Origin of the sequence: Mesorhizobium sp. SARCC-RB16n (assembly GCF_008520305.1) — a bacterium.
In the GTDB taxonomy this organism is placed as follows: Bacteria; Pseudomonadota; Alphaproteobacteria; order Rhizobiales; family Rhizobiaceae; genus Mesorhizobium.
In genome coordinates this window covers 51303-68650 of the sequence record NZ_ML703266.1, presented here as the reverse complement: position 1 = coordinate 68650, position 17348 = coordinate 51303, and the positions used below count along the sequence as shown (strand labels likewise).

The 17348-nt window shown below is 62.4% G+C and carries 16 protein-coding genes; 6 read left to right on the top strand and 10 right to left on the bottom strand.

What is annotated here, in order from left to right:
- Nucleotides 1-57: 57 nt before the first annotated feature.
- Nucleotides 58-840, bottom strand: coding sequence for a UDP-2,3-diacylglucosamine diphosphatase (locus C7I87_RS13645; RefSeq protein ID WP_188393844.1), 783 nt, complete (start codon nt 838-840; stop codon nt 58-60).
- Nucleotides 841-992: 152 nt separating this feature from the next.
- On the opposite strand from C7I87_RS13645, the gene C7I87_RS13640 reads away from it, so the two are divergent.
- The 4 genes from C7I87_RS13640 to C7I87_RS13625 all read left to right on the top strand — a co-directional run bounded on the left by C7I87_RS13640 (nt 993) and on the right by C7I87_RS13625 (nt 6489).
- Complete coding sequence (locus C7I87_RS13640) at nt 993-1772, top strand: SDR family oxidoreductase (protein ID WP_149904714.1); 780 nt, start codon at nt 993-995, stop codon at nt 1770-1772.
- A gap of 176 nt (nt 1773-1948) precedes the next feature.
- Nucleotides 1949-4273: an NADP-dependent malic enzyme gene (locus C7I87_RS13635; RefSeq protein ID WP_149904713.1), complete on the top strand. Its 2325-nt coding sequence runs from the start codon at nt 1949-1951 to the stop codon at nt 4271-4273.
- 191 nt (nt 4274-4464) lie between these two features.
- On the top strand, nt 4465-5142 hold the full coding sequence (locus C7I87_RS13630; protein WP_149904712.1) for an outer membrane protein: 678 nt from the start codon (nt 4465-4467) through the stop codon (nt 5140-5142).
- Between the two features lie 132 nt (nt 5143-5274).
- Complete coding sequence (locus C7I87_RS13625) at nt 5275-6489, top strand: DUF2865 domain-containing protein (protein WP_149904711.1); 1215 nt, start codon at nt 5275-5277, stop codon at nt 6487-6489.
- On the opposite strand, the gene gltX is transcribed toward C7I87_RS13625, so the two are convergent.
- From gltX to C7I87_RS13595, 6 genes are all read right to left on the bottom strand, one after another.
- On the bottom strand, nt 6407-7780 hold the full coding sequence (gene gltX, locus C7I87_RS13620; RefSeq protein ID WP_149904710.1) for a glutamate--tRNA ligase: 1374 nt from the start codon (nt 7778-7780) through the stop codon (nt 6407-6409). The two genes, C7I87_RS13625 and gltX, sit on opposite strands and share 83 nt — an antisense overlap.
- Before the next feature lie 166 nt (nt 7781-7946).
- A complete protein-coding gene (locus tag C7I87_RS13615) occupies nt 7947-9128 on the bottom strand; it encodes a hypothetical protein (RefSeq protein ID WP_149904709.1) in 1182 nt (393 codons plus the stop codon).
- Nucleotides 9129-9345: 217 nt separating this feature from the next.
- Nucleotides 9346-11151, bottom strand: coding sequence for an ABC transporter ATP-binding protein (locus tag C7I87_RS13610; RefSeq protein ID WP_149904708.1), 1806 nt, complete (start codon nt 11149-11151; stop codon nt 9346-9348).
- Between the two features lie 383 nt (nt 11152-11534).
- Nucleotides 11535-11951 carry a GNAT family N-acetyltransferase gene (locus C7I87_RS13605; RefSeq protein ID WP_149904707.1) on the bottom strand — a complete coding sequence of 139 codons (417 nt, stop codon included), beginning with the start codon at nt 11949-11951 and terminating at the stop codon, nt 11535-11537.
- Between the two features lie 54 nt (nt 11952-12005).
- The gene (locus C7I87_RS13600; RefSeq protein WP_149904706.1) at nt 12006-13682 is read right to left on the bottom strand and encodes an NAD+ synthase; all 1677 of its coding nucleotides are present in this window, start codon (nt 13680-13682) and stop codon (nt 12006-12008) included.
- A 64-nt stretch (nt 13683-13746) separates the two neighbouring features.
- Complete coding sequence (locus tag C7I87_RS13595; RefSeq protein ID WP_149904705.1) at nt 13747-14463, bottom strand: DNA-3-methyladenine glycosylase I; 717 nt, start codon at nt 14461-14463, stop codon at nt 13747-13749.
- An 88-nt stretch (nt 14464-14551) separates the two neighbouring features.
- On the opposite strand from C7I87_RS13595, the gene C7I87_RS13590 reads away from it, so the two are divergent.
- Together C7I87_RS13590 and C7I87_RS13585 are read left to right on the top strand one after the other, a co-directional pair.
- Complete coding sequence (locus tag C7I87_RS13590) at nt 14552-15112, top strand: DUF1003 domain-containing protein (RefSeq protein WP_149904704.1); 561 nt, start codon at nt 14552-14554, stop codon at nt 15110-15112.
- Nucleotides 15109-15696 carry a DedA family protein gene (locus tag C7I87_RS13585; protein WP_149904703.1) on the top strand — a complete coding sequence of 196 codons (588 nt, stop codon included), beginning with the start codon at nt 15109-15111 and terminating at the stop codon, nt 15694-15696. Before C7I87_RS13590 ends, C7I87_RS13585 begins: the two co-directional genes overlap by 4 nt.
- A gap of 4 nt (nt 15697-15700) precedes the next feature.
- Here the strand turns inward: C7I87_RS13585 and C7I87_RS13580 are convergent, their stop codons facing one another.
- From C7I87_RS13580 to C7I87_RS13570, 3 genes are all read right to left on the bottom strand, one after another.
- Entirely contained in the window at nt 15701-16288 is a 588-nt protein-coding gene (locus C7I87_RS13580) for a hemerythrin domain-containing protein (RefSeq protein WP_149904702.1), read from the bottom strand.
- A gap of 40 nt (nt 16289-16328) precedes the next feature.
- Nucleotides 16329-16688, bottom strand: a complete 360-nt coding sequence (locus tag C7I87_RS13575; protein WP_149904914.1) for a diacylglycerol kinase — start codon at nt 16686-16688, stop codon at nt 16329-16331.
- A 78-nt stretch (nt 16689-16766) separates the two neighbouring features.
- The gene (locus C7I87_RS13570) at nt 16767-17183 is read right to left on the bottom strand and encodes a GFA family protein (protein ID WP_149904701.1); all 417 of its coding nucleotides are present in this window, start codon (nt 17181-17183) and stop codon (nt 16767-16769) included.
- Between the last annotated feature and the right edge of the window lie 165 nt (nt 17184-17348).

The following is a 17348-nucleotide window of genomic DNA, read 5'->3' as shown; positions in this document are numbered from 1 at the left end:
AGTGAAACCAGCTGGACCAGTCGATTAACAGCAGAACGTTCAGGTCCGGCTTCCGCCTCAGGCGGCCTGCACCACCCTGTCCTCGATGAGCATCGGGATGAAGGGCTCGTCAGGCGCTTCAGGCAGGACATGCGCCCAGGTCAGGATTTCCATGCGGCCGTCGAAATGCTCGACCACGGCGGTGCAGCTCTCCACCCAGTCGCCGGTGTTGATGTACTGCACGTCGCCATAGCTTTCGATGGCGGCATGGTGGATGTGCCCGCAGATGACGCCGTCCACATGCGAGCGTCGCGCTTCCTCGCTGAGAACCGTCTGGAACGAGCCGATGAAGTTCACCGCCTTCTTGACCTTGACCTTGGCCCAGGACGAAAACGACCAGTAAGGCAGCCCGAGCAGCTGGCGCAGCCGCGTGATCACCCGGTTGACCTGCATGGCGGCGTCATAGGCATGGTCGCCGAGATAGGCGAGCCAACGCTGGTTGTGGACGACGGTGTCGAACTGGTCGCCATGTATGACCAGCAGCCGCCGACCATCGGCGGTTTCGTGGATGGCACGGTCGGCAACGACGATGCCGCCGAAATGCACGCCCTGGAACTGGCGTGCGAATTCGTCGTGATTGCCAGCGATATAGGTGATGCTGGCGCCCTTGCGGGCCTTGCGCAGCAGTTTCTGCACCACGTCGTTATGGCTTTGCGGCCAGTGCCAGCTGCGCCTCAGGCGCCAGCCGTCAACGATATCGCCGACTAGATAGATGATGTCGGCATCGTGGTAGCGCAGGAAATCGATCAGGAAGTCGGCCTTCGCCGCCTTCGAGCCCAAATGCACATCGGAAATGAACATGCTGCGGAAAGTGCGGGGCTCTTGGCCTGACATCGCGGATTCACCCTTGCTTTCGAGCAGCCTATGCCCCGATTCATGCAACAACCGTATGACGGTTGCGATTGGTCCAGCGCTAGCGCTAGCCTGCCGGGCAAATCAAAGGAGAAATCGTCATGGATCTCGGTATCCGCGGAAAGAAGGCCATCGTCTGCGCTTCGAGCAAGGGGCTTGGGCGTGGCTGCGCCATGGCGCTGGCCGAAGCAGGCTGCGACATCGTCATCAATGGGCGCAATGCGGAGCTGGTCGCCAAAACCGCCGCGGAGCTGCGAGAGCGCTATGGCGTGACGGTGACGGAAGTCGTCGGCGACGTTTCGAAGCCGGAGGTACAGAAAGCGTTGCTCGCCGCCTGTCCGGAACCTGACATCCTCGTCAACAACAATGGCGGGCCACCGCTTCGCGATTTCCGCGAGGTCGATCGTGGAAAAATCCTCGAAGGCGTCACCCAGAACATGGTGACACCGATCGAACTGGTGCAGGCGGTCATCGACGGCATGGCGGCGCGTGGTTTCGGGCGCATCGTCAACATCACATCGCTGTCGGTCTATGTCCCAATTCCCGGCCTCGACCTGTCATCGGGCGCGCGTGCCGGACTGACGTCGTTCCTTGCCGGTGTGGCGCGCACGGTGATCGAGCGCAACGTGACCATCAACAGCCTGCTGCCGGGCAAGCTCGACACCGACCGGCTGCGCGGCCCGCATGAGGCCGGCACATCGGAGGATCCAAAGGCGGCGGCGGCGCGCAAGACCCGCATCAGTGCCGACGTACCGGCCAAGCGGCTCGGCACGCCGGAGGAATTCGGCCAGATCTGCGCCTTCCTGTGCTCTGTCCATGCCGGCTATCTGACTGGCCAGAACATACCCGTCGACGGCGGTCTCTATGTCAGCGCCTTTTGACCAGTGCGCCTGCGAACCAGCGCAACCTGATCTCGCATGAAAAGGCCGTAACCAACTGACGAATATTGGGTTTTGACGCGCCGGCATTTAAAGCTGCCGGCGCGTCAATTAGCGTCGCGAAAAACCTTGGCCTCATGCTAGAAAGACTTCCGAAGCAGGTTTCGAGGAGCGGCCGCATGGAAGGCGAGAACAAGAAGACGGCACGTTCGGACCTCGACGAAGCCGCCCTCTACTTCCACAAGCATCCTACGCCGGGAAAGCTCGAGATCCAGGCGACCAAGCCGCTCGGCAACCAGCGCGACCTGGCGCTCGCCTACTCGCCCGGCGTGGCCGCCCCTTGCCTCGAAATCCGCGACAATCCGGCGACCGCCGCCGACTACACGGCGCGCGCCAACCTAGTCGGCGTCGTGTCGAACGGCTCGGCCGTGCTCGGCCTCGGCAATATCGGGCCGCTGGCCTCCAAGCCGGTGATGGAGGGCAAGGCGGTCCTGTTCAAGAAGTTCGCCGGCATTGACGTCTTCGACATCGAGATCGACGCGCCGGAAATCGAGCGCATGGTCGAAACGGTTGCCGCGCTGGAACCGACCTTTGGTGGCATCAACCTCGAGGACATCAAGGCGCCGGAGTGTTTTGAAGTCGAAGAACGCCTGAAGGCTCGCATGAGCATACCGGTGTTCCATGACGACCAGCACGGCACCGCCATCATCGTCGCCGCCGCCGTGCTCAACGGGCTGGAATTCGCCGGCAAGACCATTTCGGACATCAAGGTCGTCACCTCCGGTGCGGGCGCTGCCGCCCTTGCCTGCCTCAATCTGCTCGTTTCGCTCGGCGTGCGCGTCGAGAACATCTGGGTCACCGACCGTTTCGGCGTAGCCTACAAGGGCCGTGTCGACGAGATGGACCGCTGGAAAGACCCTTATGTAAAGGACACCGAGGCGCGCACGCTGGCCGACGTCATAGCGGGCGCCGATGTTTTCCTCGGCCTCTCCGCCGCCGGCGTGATGAAGCCGGAACTGCTACAACACATGGCACCGAAGCCGTTGATCCTGGCGCTGGCCAATCCCAATCCGGAGATCATGCCGGAAGTGGCGCGCGCGGCGCGTCCGGACGCCATGATCTGCACGGGGCGCTCCGATTTTCCCAATCAGGTCAACAACGTGCTTTGCTTCCCCTACATCTTCAGGGGTGCGCTCGACTGCGGCGCCAGCGCCATCAACGAGGAGATGAAGATGGCGGCGGTGCGGGCCATCGCCGCCCTTGCCCGCGAAGAACCTTCCGATGTCGCCGCGCGCGCCTATTCGGGCGAGACACCGATCTTCGGACCCGAATTCCTGATCCCCTCGCCTTTCGACCCGCGCCTCATCCTGCGCATTGCGCCGGCGGTGGCCAAGGCAGCCTGCGACACCGGCGTGGCGACACGGCCGATCACCGACTTCGCCGCCTATATCGACAAGCTCAACCGCTTCGTCTTCCGCTCCGGCCTGGTGATGAAGCCGGTGTTCTCCTCCGCCAAGGCTTCCAGCGCCAAACGCGTCATCTACGCCGACGGCGAGGACGAGCGTGTCCTGCGTGCCGCCCAGGTTGTGCTTGAGGAAGGCATCGCCGAGCCGATCCTGATCGGTCGTCCGCATGTCATCGAAGTCAGGCTGAAGCGCTACGGCCTGCGCATCAAGCCCGGTGTCGATTTCGGCCTGATCAACCCGGAGGACGATCCGCGCTACCGCCACTATGTCGACCTCCTGATCGAACTCGCCGGCCGCCGCGGCGTGACGACGGAAGCCGCGCGTACCATGGTGCGCACCGACAACACGGTGATCGCCGCACTTGCGCTGAAGCGCGGCGATGCCGACGCCATGGTCTGCGGCCTCGAAGGCCGTTTCGAGCGGCATCTGCGCAATGTGACGCTGATCATCGGCCCGCGCACCGGCATCAAGGACCGGGACCTGTCGACCCTGTCCATGCTGATCTCGCAGCGCGGCATCATATTTCTCACCGACACTCACGTCTCCGTCGACCCCACGGCCGACGAAATCGCCGAGATGACCGTGCTGGCGGCCGAGGAAATCCAGCGCTTTGGCATCGAGCCGAAGGCGGCACTCCTGTCGCATTCGGATTTTGGCTCGCGCGATTCGCCGAGCGCGCTGAAGATGCGTCAGGCTGCGGAAATCCTGGCGCGCATCGCGCCGGAACTGCAGTGCGACGGCGAAATGCACGCCGATTCCGCCTTGTCGGAGCATCTGCGCCAGCGCGTCTATCCGCATTCGCGTCTGAAGGGCGAAGCCAGTCTTCTGGTGTTCCCGAACCTCGATTCGGCCAACATCACGCTGACGGCGCTGCGGGCCATGATGGATGCCCTGCATGTCGGCCCCATCCTTCTCGGAACCGACAAGCCGGCGCACATACTGACGCCCTCGGTAACCTCGCGCGGCGTCGTCAACATGACCGCGCTGGCGGTGGTCGAGGCCGCGCACAAGGCGCAGGCGATCGCCAATCTGGACTGAACCGGCTCTCGCGACCCGATTGATCCAGTCCCGCTTGAGCCTGGGTGGCGCGCCACGGAACCGCGTTGGCCGGATCGAATGTTGCTGGCCGACAACTCTTAACCGAGAAATCCGGCATTGAACGAATGCGGATTTCTCGGGACGGACCAATTTGATATAGTCGCGCCGTCTGATTAGGCGGTGAGAATGTCATGAGAGCCCTATTGCTCGCTTCGGCAATGCTGACTGTGATTGGCGCAAAGGCGTTCGCCGCCGACGCCATTGGGGCAGAGCCGGCCGTGCATGACTGGTCCGGCGTCTATGTCGGCGGGCATCTTGGCTATGGTTTTGGCAGCACCGACGCGACCTACAATCTGCCAAACACGCCAACGATCCGGGGCACGCAGGATTACGACATCGACGGCTTTCTGGGCGGTGTCCAGATCGGCTACAATTACCAGATCAACTCGGCGGTTCTGGGCATCGAGGCCGATATTTCGGGCGCCGATATCAAGGGGCATTCCGACGAGGTCAATGTCGGCGGTGGCGATGTCTACGACACCAAGGTGGATTGGTTCGGGACGCTCCGCGCCAAGGCGGGCTATGCGTTCGACAGCACCCTTGTCTACGGGACCGGCGGCCTCGCTTTCGGAGGTGTCGAGAATCAATATCTCAATGGGCCCGCCAACAGCTACTCCGAAAAGAACACCAAGGTTGGCTGGACGATTGGCGCAGGGCTGGAGCAGGCAATCACCGATCATTGGTCGGCAAATGCCGAATATCGATATGTCGACCTGCGTGACCAGACGATCAACTACGGGCCCAACTCCAATACGACCTTCGACAACACGTTCAGCACCGTCAGGATCGGGATGAACTACAAGTTCTGAGCCCACCGGCCCATCGCCGCGACTGATGGGCACCATCGAATGGGCAGCCGGCAACAAGGTGACTTCCGAAATGGACGATTAACCGCGAACGGGTTAGCCTTGGTGAACCATAGGCAAGCGGGATCGAGGCGGATGGCAAGCGGAGGTTTGAAGCAGGCGCATGCTGCCGTGCTGCTTGGCCTCCTGCTGTCCGGCGCAACGATCAGCGAGCCGCAGGCCGCTTCGCGGGTCTGCCGTCAACTGGAGGCCGATCTCGCCGCGGCCTCGCGCGGCGGTGGTGGTCCGGCACTGGTCCGGAAATACGACGCCGCGATCGAAAGGCAGCGTGAACAGATCTCGAAGGCTCGCGATCAGGCGAGCAGCGCCGGCTGCGGGTTCTCGCTGTTTTCGCGCAACATCAACCAGTGTGCCGGGCTGAACGCCACCATCGAGCGTATGAGCGCCAATCTCGACAGTCTGCAGACCAAGCGTGCCCAACTCGCCGGCGGCGGCTCACGCCGCGACCGGGGCCGTATCCTGGCGGCGCTCGATGCCAATGACTGCCGTGACGATGCGATGGCACCCCGCAGCGCATCTCCGCAGGAAGCAAATCGTGGCGACGCCAATCGTCAAGACGGGGGCAATGCCAACCTCTTTGACCAGCTTTTCGGCGGCGACAACCGGCGGATCGATACATTGGACCAGCCTGACGATTCCGGCGAGGAACGTGATGTCGGCCGCGTCCTCAATCAGCCAGGCATTCCGGACTTTGCGAGCAGCGGCGGTGAATTCCACACCAGTTGCGTCCGCACTTGCGACGGCTATTTCTTCCCTATGTCGAACGCCGCCTCGGCCGGCGATTTCGAGCGCGACCAGAAGAATTGCGAATCGGCCTGCCCCGGTACCGAGATGCAGGTCTTCTATTCGCGCGGCATGGACGATGATTCGGCATCGATGACATCATCGGTCACCGGCAGGCCCTACGGCGAATTGCCGACCGCCTATCTCTACAAACAGCCCAACATGTCGCTGCCGCCCGCCTGCGGCTGCAATGCCGTGCAGAATTTCCAGATCATTGGCGGCAACCCGCCGAGCCAGCAACAGTCACAGCCCGAACCGGATGTGGCGCCGTTTATTCCGGTACCGGCCTCGAAGCCTGATCCGGGTGCAGACCCGGAGACCCTGGCCAATATGGAAGGCGGGCTCGACCGTGAAGCCATCAAGCGCCTTTCGGCCAAGCCGGTGGCATCGCCCGTTTCGGCCGTGCCTCCGGAACAGCGCAAGGTCAGGGTCGTCGGGCCAACGTTTCTTCCCGACCCATCAGCGGCAATAAATCTGCAAGCTCCGGCCCCGAAGGCCGTCCAGTAAGGGCAAGCCTGAGCGGCATGAACAGCGCCTTGCCCTTGCGACCGGTCGCTTCCCTGATCTTGCCGGTCCAATCCTTCCAGACCGTTCCGTTCCACGGCTCCTCAGGCAGGAGATCGAGTGCCTGGTGCAGAAAATCGCGGTCGTCATCGGAAAACTGGGGCTTCTCCTGCGGCCCTTCGCGCAGGACACGCCACCAGGCAACCGCATCGGCCAGCCGGTCGAGATTGCCGCGCACCGCCAGCCAGAACGGCTCGGCGTGTTCGCCGGAAATACCCAGCACCATGAGCCGGTCCCGCGCCTCGTCGAACGGCATACGGTGCAGCAGCACCCGGTTGAGCACGAACAGTTCGGCCGGATCGAACTTGGACGCCGATTTCGAGGTCGCGGCTGGGTCGAAATGGCCGGCGAGTTCGGTCAAGTCGTGCGCGGCCGCGACATTCTCCGACGTGCCGACCAGCACGGCCAGCGAAGCGACGGCCATCGGCTCGATGCCGTCTTCGCGCAGACTCTCGATGGAAAGTGCGCCGGTGCGCTTCGACAGCCCCTCGCCCGAGACGGTGGTCAGGAGATTGTGGTGGCCGAAGACGGGCGGCTCGGCACCCAGCGCCTTGAACAGGGCGATCTGCACGCCGGTGTTGGTGACATGATCGTCGCCGCGGATGACGTGGCTGACGCCCATCTCGATGTCGTCGACGACGGAGGGCAGCGTGTAGAGATAGGTGCCGTCCTCACGCACTAGCACCGGATCGGACAGCGAAGCCAGATCCACCGTCTCCTCGCCACGCACCAGATCGTCCCAGTGGATCTCGGTGCGCTCCGGCTGCAGCGGATCGCTGGAGAAATTAGGCAGCAGGAAACGCCAGTGCGGGCGGCGCCCGTCGGCCTGATATTCGGCCACTTGCTCTGTCGTCAGCGCCAAGGCCTCGCGGCCATAGACCGGCGGCAGGCCTCGCGTGCGGCGCACCTTGCGCCTGAGGTCGAGTTCTTCCGGCGTTTCGTAGCAGGCGTAAAGGACACCCGCCGCCTTAAGCCGCTCGACCGCCGCGTCATAGATTTCGAAGCGCCGCGACTGATACTCGGTGGCATCCGGGAAAATGCCCAGCCAGTGCAGGTCGTAAAGGATGGCGTCGGCGAATTCCTGCTTCGAGCGCGTGCTGTCGGTGTCGTCGAAGCGCTGGATGAAGCGGCCCTTGTTGTTGAGGGCAAACAGCCAGTTGAACAGAGCGGTGCGCGCATTGCCTATATGGATGCGGCCGGTCGGTGACGGGGCGAAACGAACGGTAACTGTCATGAGCGGGGCGTACCGGATGCCTTTGTGATTGACAAGATGCGCCCCCGCGCCGTGCCGCAGACATAGAACATGGCGGCTGGAATGAAAAGACCGGGCCGAGCGCGCCTCAGGCGGCGCATGGGCGGCGGCCAGCCGGCGGAGCCGACGAAGAAATCGTCGAAGGCAATCAGCGGCCGAAGTCGTCGGAACTGAGCCGGGTCCAGCGGTCGCCCATCAACCCGCCGATAGCGATGTCGCCGGAGCGGACCGCTTCCGTGACCTCGGCGATTCGCGAGCGGACCATCGTTCCCCCGGCATAGCGGAAGAAGAGATTCCTATAGCCGAAGAGTTGAGGCATAAACCTGCTCTGGGTCTGCCCGGTAATGCCCACGCAGCCCATATCCCGCGCGGCCGCGACAAGGCCGTCCAGCGTCGCGCCCCAGTGAGGTCCAGAAGCCTGGATTTGCAACAGGCTCGCCATGTCGCCGGCTTGACCGTAGAAGGCATAGCAACCGAGCATTTTGCCCGTCTCGTCGTAAGTCCCGCCGAAATGAAGTGGGCCGTCGGCCCGCTTCTCGGCAGCCAGTGCGAGCAGCTGCGGCAACTCGCCGTCCCTCCAACTCGGCCGAAGAGCGTAATCGGACAAGAGGGTCGGCAGACGCTCGGCAAATTGCGCGGCATTGATCGGCCCGGCATGGATCCGATGCGACGATGAAGGCTGGACGGGCGGTCCGAACCTTCCCTTCGCGAGAGCGTCGAATGCCCTCGCGAAGGGATCGACTGCGATGCGAGGCAGGCGGGGCCATTTGCGGTGCAGTGCGGCGGCGGCCATCGCGGCCGGCAGGAAGATATAGGTCCATCCCAGACAATGGACCGGCAGGAGCTGGTATTTCATCGGACGCGCGAAGGCCAGAGATACCCGGTTGGCCGAGTCGGTCAGCTGCAGATCGAATTCGCCTTGATGCAAGGCACGCAGCAATTGCGGTCCTGCCGAGCCGTGATCGGCGCCGGGGTCGGCCATGAACGGCCCGATGATCGCTGCATTCAATGCCACTCCGTTGAGCTCGTAACGGGCTTTCAGGACGCCAAGGAACCCACCCAGATCGCCCTGCCGGTTGATTTGGACAAGAGCGCTGCTCTCATCGGACTGGCCGGCAGGGTCAAGATAGATCTTTCTCATATACTCGGCCGTCTCCGTGATCGCGCGATCGTGGAGGTGACGCTGCCGCCGGCGAAACTTCGTCAGGAAGAGTGCGGCGACGCGCTCGAGATCTTCGGCGGCGAGCGGCCGGACCGAGCCGTGCTGAGATTCCAGCACCGATGGCGAAGCCACCTTTTCGACACCGGTAGTTTCGGAAACAAGATGCATCGCGAGACCGCTTGGGTTGCTTTTCCCAGCATATAACAACCAAAAGTAGAGACAACAAATCTCGGTCGGTAACGTAAACAGACGTCGCAAACTCGATTTCGGGAAAAGGACTTCACAGCCGAATTGCTCGGCCAGCATACGCCGAATGATAGGGGCTTCGGACGTCTCGCGGCGCGTGATGGAAATGGCCTCCCGCCGAAGCCGGAGGCCATCTCAGTCAGTCGACGAGGCCCTTGGTCAGCTCCAGCGCCTGGCGCTCGAACAGGCGGCGGTAGATGCCGCCCCTCAGCCGGATCAACTCGTCATGCGAGCCTTCCTCGACGATCTTGCCGCGATCGAAGACCAGCAGCCTGTCTAGCGCCCTCACCGTCGAAAGCCGGTGCGCGATGACCAGCGTCGTGCGGCCGACCATCAGTCGTTCCATCGCCTGCTGGATCAGCACCTCGGATTCCGAATCGAGGCTCGACGTCGCCTCGTCCAGGATCAGGATGCGCGCATCGGCCAGAAAAGCGCGGGCGATCGCCACACGCTGACGCTCGCCGCCCGACAGTTTCACGCCACGCTCACCGACCAGCGTTCCGTAGCCTTTCGGCAGGTTGGCGATGAAGTCGTGCGCGCTCGCCAGCCTGGCGGCATGCTCGATCTCCTCTTGGCTGGCGTTTGGCCTGCTATAGGCGATGTTTTCGGCCAGCGAACGGTGGAACAGGATCGGTTCCTGCTGGACGATAGCGATCTGGCCGCGCAGCGACGCCTGCGCAACCTTCGAGATATCCTGGCCGTCGATCACGATCCTTCCCGCATTCACGTCATAGAGCCGCTGGATGAGCTTGACGAAGGTGGTCTTGCCCGAGCCCGAGTGACCGACGAGCCCGACACGTTCGCCCGGCGCGATGTCGACCGAAAAGTCGCGGTAGAGCGGCGACCGGTGATTGCCGTAGTGGAAGGTGACGTTGTCGAAGGCGATGTGGCCTTGCGTGATGGCAATCGGTCCGGCGCCGGGCCGATCTTCGATGCCGAGCGGTTCGGACTGGAAATCGACCAGTTCCTCCATGTCGTTGATCGAACGCTGCAAATTGCGGATATGCGTGCCGATATCGCGCAAATAGCCTTGCAGCACGAAGAACGAGGTCAGCACGAAAGCGACATCGCCGGCGCTCGCCTGCCCCCACGACCACAGCATCAGCGCCAGGCCGATCACCGCCGCCCGCATGACCAGCAGCAGCGCTCCTTGCGTGGTGCCGTTGATGGTGCCGCGCACCCAGGTGCGTCGCGTGCGCGCACGCCATTTGGCAACCACCCTGGCGAGGCGGCGCTCCTCGCGCTGCTCGGCGCCAAAGCCCTTGACCACGGCGTTGCAGCTCACCGCGTCGGCCAGCGAACCACCGAGGCGCGTGTCCCAGGTGTTCGCGAGCCTTGCCGCCGGCGCGACATAACCGAGCGACAGCATCGCCGTCACCATGATGAACAGCACGGAGCCGGCTGCGACCACCGCGCCCATCAGCGGCCAGAACCAGCCGAGCAGCAGCGTCGAGCCGGCGAGCATGACGACCGACGGCAGCAGCGCGATCAGGATGGTGTCGTTGAGCAGGTCGAGCGCCCACATGCCGCGCGTCACCTTGCGCACGGTTGAGCCGGCAAACGAGTTGGCGTGCCAGTCGGTGGAAAAGCGCTGGACGCGGTGGAAGGCATCCGCCGCGATGTCGGCCATCATCTTCAGGGTCAGTTCGACAATCGCCATGAAAGCAAGGTTGCGCAGCACGACACCCGTGAGCGCCAGCGCCATCAGGATGAAGAATGCCGTCATCGCGGCATTCCAGGCAATCGCGTCCGCGCCGGCGCTGCTGGCGACAGCATCGACCAGCCGGCCGGAATAGAGCGGCGTGAGCACGTCGGCCAGCGTCGACAGCAGGAACCCGCCCATGATCAGCGAAAGCCGCCAGGGCTGACGCCGCCAATGGGTTAGCGTGAAACCAAGAACGCTGCGAAAGGCGCTCGCGCGCAAATCGATCTTAAAACGAGCCATGATGTCATTCGGGCGCAAACGAGCCCGATCCCAGTAAGGTCAAAAGTTGAAAAACCGCGCCCGGGCGAAATTGCCCGTGAATGCGGAGGTTCGGCTATGGTCGGTCGCCTGCCCATGGGCGGCGATCGGCAGCGGCAAATGCCTTTTCTGGGTCCGGTGTGGTTCCCATACTTGGGAACACCGGCGCAGACCTAGGCCTCGCGGCCTCGCATAACGATGTCAAATCCTGGCATTCGGTCCTCCCTGAAGGGAATCGCGGAGAGGGTGTTATAGGGATGCTTCGATCGTTCGCCAAGGCAAGCCATGGCCCAAAGCAGTGCTGGACCAGCCGATGAGGCGATTTTGCAACATTCGCGACTGGTGCCTATCGTCGTCGCATGGTGTTACCCGGCAGGCGGCGCACGATCGAGGCGCATGTATCGCCCATCCGTCGATGCCTTGAAGCCCAGCTTTTCATAGACCCGGTGCGCGTCACTGGTCGACAGGCTCCAGTGCGAGACGGTGCTGAGTTCAGGATGGTCGATGAGTGCCCGCACCAGCCGCAAGCCGATGCCTTGCCTGCGATGTTCGGGCCAGACGATGATGTCGGCGAGATAGGCGAATACCGTACGGTCGGTGATCGCCCGGCCGAAACCGACCTGCTTGCCAGCGATGTAGGCGGCGGCGCAGAACGAGTTGGCAAAGGCCCGGCGATGAAACGCATCGCTGCGTCCAGCGCCCCAATAGCTCCCCATCAATAGGTCGGAGGTCGCGCGGAAATCGATGCGTGACAGGTCGAAGCTGATTTCACAGTCGGGCATGATTGCACACTCGCCGCAGCATCGCGCACCCTCGCTCAGCAGGCGAAAGGACGCCTATCCACGATCCCTGAAACGGTTGGTGATGGGATAGCGGCGGTCGCGGCCAAAATTCTTCCTGGTGATCTTTACACCCGGTGCCGCCTGCCGGCGCTTGTATTCGGCGATATAGAGCAAGTGCTCGATGCGCGTCACCGTCGCCCGGTCATGGCCGCGCGCGACGATGTCGTCGACGCCCATCTCGTTCTCGACCAGGCATTCCAGAATATCGTCCAGCACCGGATAGGGCGGCAGCGAATCCTGGTCGGTCTGGTTCTCGCGCAACTCCGCCGACGGCGCTTTGTCGATGATGTTCTTCGGGATCACCTCGCCTGAAGGCCCGAGTGCGCCCGGCGGCACATGGCTGTTGCGCCAGCGCGACAGCGCATAGACCTGCATCTTGTACAGGTCTTTTATGGGATTGAAGCCGCCGTTCATGTCGCCGTAAAGCGTGGCGTAGCCGACCGACATCTCGCTCTTGTTGCCTGTCGTGACGACCATCGAGCCGAATTTGTTGGAGATCGCCATCAGGATAGTGCCGCGCGCGCGGCTCTGCAAATTCTCCTCGGTAATGCCTTCCTTGGTGCCTTCGAACAACTGCGTCAGCGTGTGCAAAAATCCTTCGACCGGCTCGAAGATCGGCACGATGTCATAGCGGCAGCCGAGCGCACGGGCGCAGTCCTCGGCATCCTTGAGCGAGTCCTTCGAGGTGTAGCGATATGGCATCATGACGGCACGCAGCCGTTCCTCGCCCAACGCGTCGACCGCAAGGGCAGCACAGATCGCCGAATCGATGCCACCGGAGAGGCCGAGCACCACATTCTTGAAGCCGTTCTTGTTGACGTAGTCGCGCAAGCCCAGCATGCAGGCGCGATAGTCGGCCTCTTCCCGTTCGGGGATTTTCGACATCGGCCCTTGTGAACAGACCCAGCCGTCATCCCCGCGCTTCCAGGTGGTGACGTCGACCGCGTCCTCGAACTGGCTCATCTGGAAGGCGAGCGTCTTGTCGGCACCGATGGCAAAGGAGGCGCCGTCGAAGATGAGCTCGTCTTGGCCGCCGAGCTGGTTGGCATAGATGATCGGCAGGCCGCATTCGATGACTTGCTTGATGACGACCTGGTGGCGAACGTCGATCTTGGCGCGATAGTAGGGCGAACCGTTCGGCACCAGCAGGATTTCCGCGCCGCTTTCGGCCAGCGTCTCGCAGATGCCGACCTCGCCCCAGATGTCCTCGCAGATCGGTATGCCGATGCGCACGCCACGGAAATTGACCGGCCCCTGGATCTCAGGCCCGGCCTGGAAGACGCGCTTCTCGTCGAACTCGCCGTAGTTCGGCAGGTCGAGCTTGTAGCGTTCGGCGATGATCTTGCCGCCATCGGCGACGACGATCGAATTGTGCGTGCCGCTCTTGCGCTTCAGCGGCGTGCCGATGATGACACCCGGACCGCCATCGGCGGTATCCCTGGCGAAGTCCTCGGCCGCCCGCTCGCATGCCCTGAGGAAGGCCGGCTTCAGCACCAGATCCTCCGGCGGATAGCCTGCGAGGAAAAGCTCGGTATAGAGCACGAGATCGGCGCCCTGGCGGGCAGCATCCGCCCTCGCCTCGCGCGCCTTGGCGAGGTTGCCGGCGACGTCACCGACAGTCGGGTTGAGCTGGGCAATGGCGATACGCAGTATGTCGAGCTTGTTGGTCATGCCTGCTGACTTAGCGCGGCAAAATTCGCCCCGCAATGGCGTTCGTTTGGACCAATTCAGACCGTCAATCGTCGCCCATGTACTCGCGCAACGATTGCGGCGAGTGGTTTTCGCCGATCGACATCGCCAGGATGCGCGAGAGGTGCCGGCGCGGCAGGCCTGTCTCATCAGCCCATCGGTTGATCTGGGCCTGGATCTTGTCGAGATCCTTCTTCGATGTCGGATTTTCGGCGATGTCGAGCCCCGCGTCGCGAAGGGCGGCCGTCATATCGGACGAAATGATGAAAGCATCCCAACCTAGCCAGCGCAGGAAATACTGGCCGGTTTTGCCGCCGAGCCGGCTGCCATGCTTGCCCAGATAGGCCATCAGCCCGACCTGGTCATCGGCGGGCCATTCGGCGAGAAAATTGCCGAAGCCGCCATGTTCCCTGGACACGCGTTCGACGAAAGCGGCGTTGTCGCGAACGGATTTGATCTTTTGCGGATTGCGCACGATGCGCTGGTCGGAAGCCAGGTCGTGCCAGAAATCGTCAGGCTGGAACAACAGCCGCTTGGGCTCGAAGCGCAGGAACGCCTCTTCGAATCCGGGCCATTTCTGCTCGATGACCCGCCAGACGAAGCCGGCGGCGAACACGCGCTCGGCTATCGTCGAGAGGATACGGTCATCGGTGATGCCTGCCACCGCCGCATTGTCGGGCACCGGCCCCAACAGGGAGGTCAGTTCCGCCTCACCGCCCTTGCGATTTGCCGCGCGATCCCGAATTTTCTTGAAGTCGGCCATCGGTCCCCCTCGGTTCGCCTCAATCTAGCACTTCCCGCCCGGGCCGGCAGCCTCTACGTCTAGCGCAGCAAAGCTCTTGGAGACGGCCATGAACAAGACGATCGACGATCTGGCGAACCGTTGGCTGAAGCGAAAGCCGGATGGGCTGAGCCAGTTGGAGAGCCGGGTGCTGCAAAGCACTATCGAGCATACCACTATCACCAGGGACACCAACAAGGCCGTCGCCTTCCACCAGACCTTTGGCGACCGCCTTGCCGATACGATCGCCCGCATCGGCGGCTCCTGGTCCTTCATCCTGACCTTCATCGCCTTCCTGATCGTGTGGACACTAGGCAATGTCTGGCTGCTGTCGCGCGCTGCATTCGACCCCTACCCCTTCATCTTCCTCAACCTTGTGCTGTCGATGGTCGCCGCCTTGCAGGCGCCGGTCATCATGATGGCGCAGAACCGCCAGACCGAGCGCGACCGCATCGATGCCGCCCACGATTACGAGGTCAATCTGAAGGCCGAGATCGAGATCATGGCGTTGCATGAGAAACTGGACGAGCTGCGCCACAGCGAGATCATCGGCATGCGCGACGAGATCGTGCGGTTGGCGGAAATGGTCAAGCGGATCGATGAAAGACTGTCACAGCAGTCGGCGTCATGACCGAGACGATCCACCATTTCATCGAACAATACGGGTTGTTGGCGGTTTTTCTCGGCTGCGTGGCCGAAGGCGAAAGTGCCGCGATCCTGGGTGGCTTCTTCGCCCACCAGCATGTTTTCGTGTTGTGGCATGCCTTTGTCGCGGCAGCGCTGGGCGCCTTCGCTGGCGACACCTTTTTCTTCATCCTCGGCAGGAGTTTCGCCGATAGTCGCCATGTCGTGAGACTGCGCCGGCGGCCCGGCTTTCGCCGCGCCTACCGCCTGCTCAACACCCATCCCAACATCTTCGTTCTGTCGAACCGCTATGTCTACGGCATGCGCCTGGTCGGCGGGATCGCGGCCGGCCTTTCGACCATCCCGGCGCCGCGCTTCGTCATCCTCAACGCCATCTCATCGCTGATCTGGGCGATGCTGTTCAGCACGCTCGGCTACTTCTTCGGACTGGGCGCAGAACAGCTCATCGGCAAGGCACTGGCACACCACGAGCGGCTGTTGATCGGTCTAGGCATTGGTCTGGCCGTTGCCATCATTGCCTGGCTCATGGCCCGTCACATCGCCAAAAGGGAACGCGCCAAGGAGTTTTGACCGGTTAGTCGATGCCGAGCACCTGATCACCCCGATCGAGAATGAGCGGGATGATCAGGTCCTCCTCATCGGCGAGATGTCGGGTCAGCATGGCGATCAGCCTGCTGTTTTCGGCGGCATAGGCATCGGCGGCGAGGCGCTGCTTGTCCTCGCTCTCCTGAAGTGTACGGATGAAGGCATTCGCCGCCTCGGCGTTGCGCTCCAGTCCATCGTGGATCGTGTGGTGATCGGCATCGAGAATGTCGAAGCCGCGTTTCAGACGGGGCTCCGCCTTGGCGAAAACCGGGAAATATTGGTAATCCTCGACATTGTGGTGACCATCGAGATGCCCGAGAAAATGGTTGAGGCGCGGCGTGAACCAGCGCGCGAAATCAGGGGCTGCCAGCCTGCCTTCACGATAGTCGTCAATACCGCCGCTCAGCATGCCACCGAGTTCGCGGAACATGTCATGCCGTTGCAGCCACATATTCGCTACGCCGTGGACGTTGGCGTGAGTCAGCCAGTTCTCGCGAGGATACTTTTCGGCCAGCCAGCGCAGGTCGTCTGGCAGGCCGAGGCGCTCGAGAAGCGAGGAATTCGTGGACCCTGCCATGACGGTCTCCTTTGGTGACTGTCATATAGGGATCGAAGTCTCAGATCGGCACCCCCGTTATGCGCTCGATGAGAGCGATGCCCCACACGCCGCCGGCAATTACCACCGAAATCAGCACCGCCAGCGAGCCGCAATCCTTGGCGAGCTGGATGTCGATGTGGAATTCACGAGAAATTGCGTCGCACGCCGCCTCGATGCCGGTGTTCAGCACTTCGACCATGATCAACAGGAGCACCGCGCCGATCAGCAGCGCGTAGCCGCGCCACGACACTGAAATGAACCAGCCGGCGGGCAAGGCCAGCACCAGCAGCATCAGTTCCTGCTGGAAAGCCTTCTCGCTGACTGCAAGCTTACGAAATGCCCGCACCGAATTGATAAAAGCATCGATCAGCCGTTGCATGCCAAGGCCCCTCTCGGAATCACCGGCCCGGGATAAAGCAATGCCCCGATCAATGGAATAAGGCTGATCGTCCAAATTTCAGTCAGCGACCGGTATGGATGGTGTCGACTTTTCAAACTGCGGCAGCCCGTCGTCTATCGAATAATAGTCGCCCTTGTCGCCGACGAAGATATGACATTCACCCTTGAGCGCCGTTGGCTTGTCGAACGATCCCGCCATCACTGAAATATAGTCCTGATCCATTGCTTTCCAGAAGAGCACTGACCCGCATGCGTTGCAGAAGCCACGCCTGGCGAAGGCAGACGCTTCATACCAGGTAATGCTTTCCTCGCCCTCGATCACGATGTCGGTATCGGCGACATTGGTCGCGGCATAGAAATGCCCGCTTTGTTTCCGGCATTGCGAACAATGGCAGTAGACAACGCCACGCAGCGCTCCACTGGTCCGGAAGCGGACCGCTCCGCACAGGCACGATCCCTGGTGGTTGTCGCTCATTTCGGCACTCCTCGAAGAAACCTCGTCCAGCATCCTTGTCAGGATTCCAGCTTTGCAGTGGTTACACGCAAGCAAATACGACGTCGATTGGCGTGACGAATTCGAAAGTGAGTTTTGCAGCAGCACGCCGAGGGTCTCGAACTCGGTGTTGTCCGGGATGGCGGT

Bases quoted from the DNA above. Each gene is read 5' to 3' on its own strand.
- C7I87_RS13645 (WP_188393844.1), bottom strand. From the start codon at position 840: ATGTTCATTTCCGATGTGCATTTGGGCTCGAAGGCGGCGAAGGCCGAC.
- C7I87_RS13640 (WP_149904714.1), top strand. From the start codon at position 993: ATGGATCTCGGTATCCGCGGAAAGAAGGCCATCGTCTGCGCTTCGAGC.
- C7I87_RS13635 (WP_149904713.1), top strand. From the start codon at position 1,949: ATGGAAGGCGAGAACAAGAAGACGGCACGTTCGGACCTCGACGAAGCC.
- C7I87_RS13630 (WP_149904712.1), top strand. From the start codon at position 4,465: ATGAGAGCCCTATTGCTCGCTTCGGCAATGCTGACTGTGATTGGCGCA.
- C7I87_RS13625 (WP_149904711.1), top strand. From the start codon at position 5,275: ATGGCAAGCGGAGGTTTGAAGCAGGCGCATGCTGCCGTGCTGCTTGGC.
- gltX (WP_149904710.1), bottom strand. From the start codon at position 7,780: ATGACAGTTACCGTTCGTTTCGCCCCGTCACCGACCGGCCGCATCCAT.
- C7I87_RS13615 (WP_149904709.1), bottom strand. From the start codon at position 9,128: ATGCATCTTGTTTCCGAAACTACCGGTGTCGAAAAGGTGGCTTCGCCA.
- C7I87_RS13610 (WP_149904708.1), bottom strand. From the start codon at position 11,151: ATGGCTCGTTTTAAGATCGATTTGCGCGCGAGCGCCTTTCGCAGCGTT.
- C7I87_RS13605 (WP_149904707.1), bottom strand. From the start codon at position 11,951: ATGCCCGACTGTGAAATCAGCTTCGACCTGTCACGCATCGATTTCCGC.
- C7I87_RS13600 (WP_149904706.1), bottom strand. From the start codon at position 13,682: ATGACCAACAAGCTCGACATACTGCGTATCGCCATTGCCCAGCTCAAC.
- C7I87_RS13595 (WP_149904705.1), bottom strand. From the start codon at position 14,463: ATGGCCGACTTCAAGAAAATTCGGGATCGCGCGGCAAATCGCAAGGGC.
- C7I87_RS13590 (WP_149904704.1), top strand. From the start codon at position 14,552: ATGAACAAGACGATCGACGATCTGGCGAACCGTTGGCTGAAGCGAAAG.
- C7I87_RS13585 (WP_149904703.1), top strand. From the start codon at position 15,109: ATGACCGAGACGATCCACCATTTCATCGAACAATACGGGTTGTTGGCG.
- C7I87_RS13580 (WP_149904702.1), bottom strand. From the start codon at position 16,288: ATGGCAGGGTCCACGAATTCCTCGCTTCTCGAGCGCCTCGGCCTGCCA.
- C7I87_RS13575 (WP_149904914.1), bottom strand. From the start codon at position 16,688: ATGCAACGGCTGATCGATGCTTTTATCAATTCGGTGCGGGCATTTCGT.
- C7I87_RS13570 (WP_149904701.1), bottom strand. From the start codon at position 17,183: ATGAGCGACAACCACCAGGGATCGTGCCTGTGCGGAGCGGTCCGCTTC.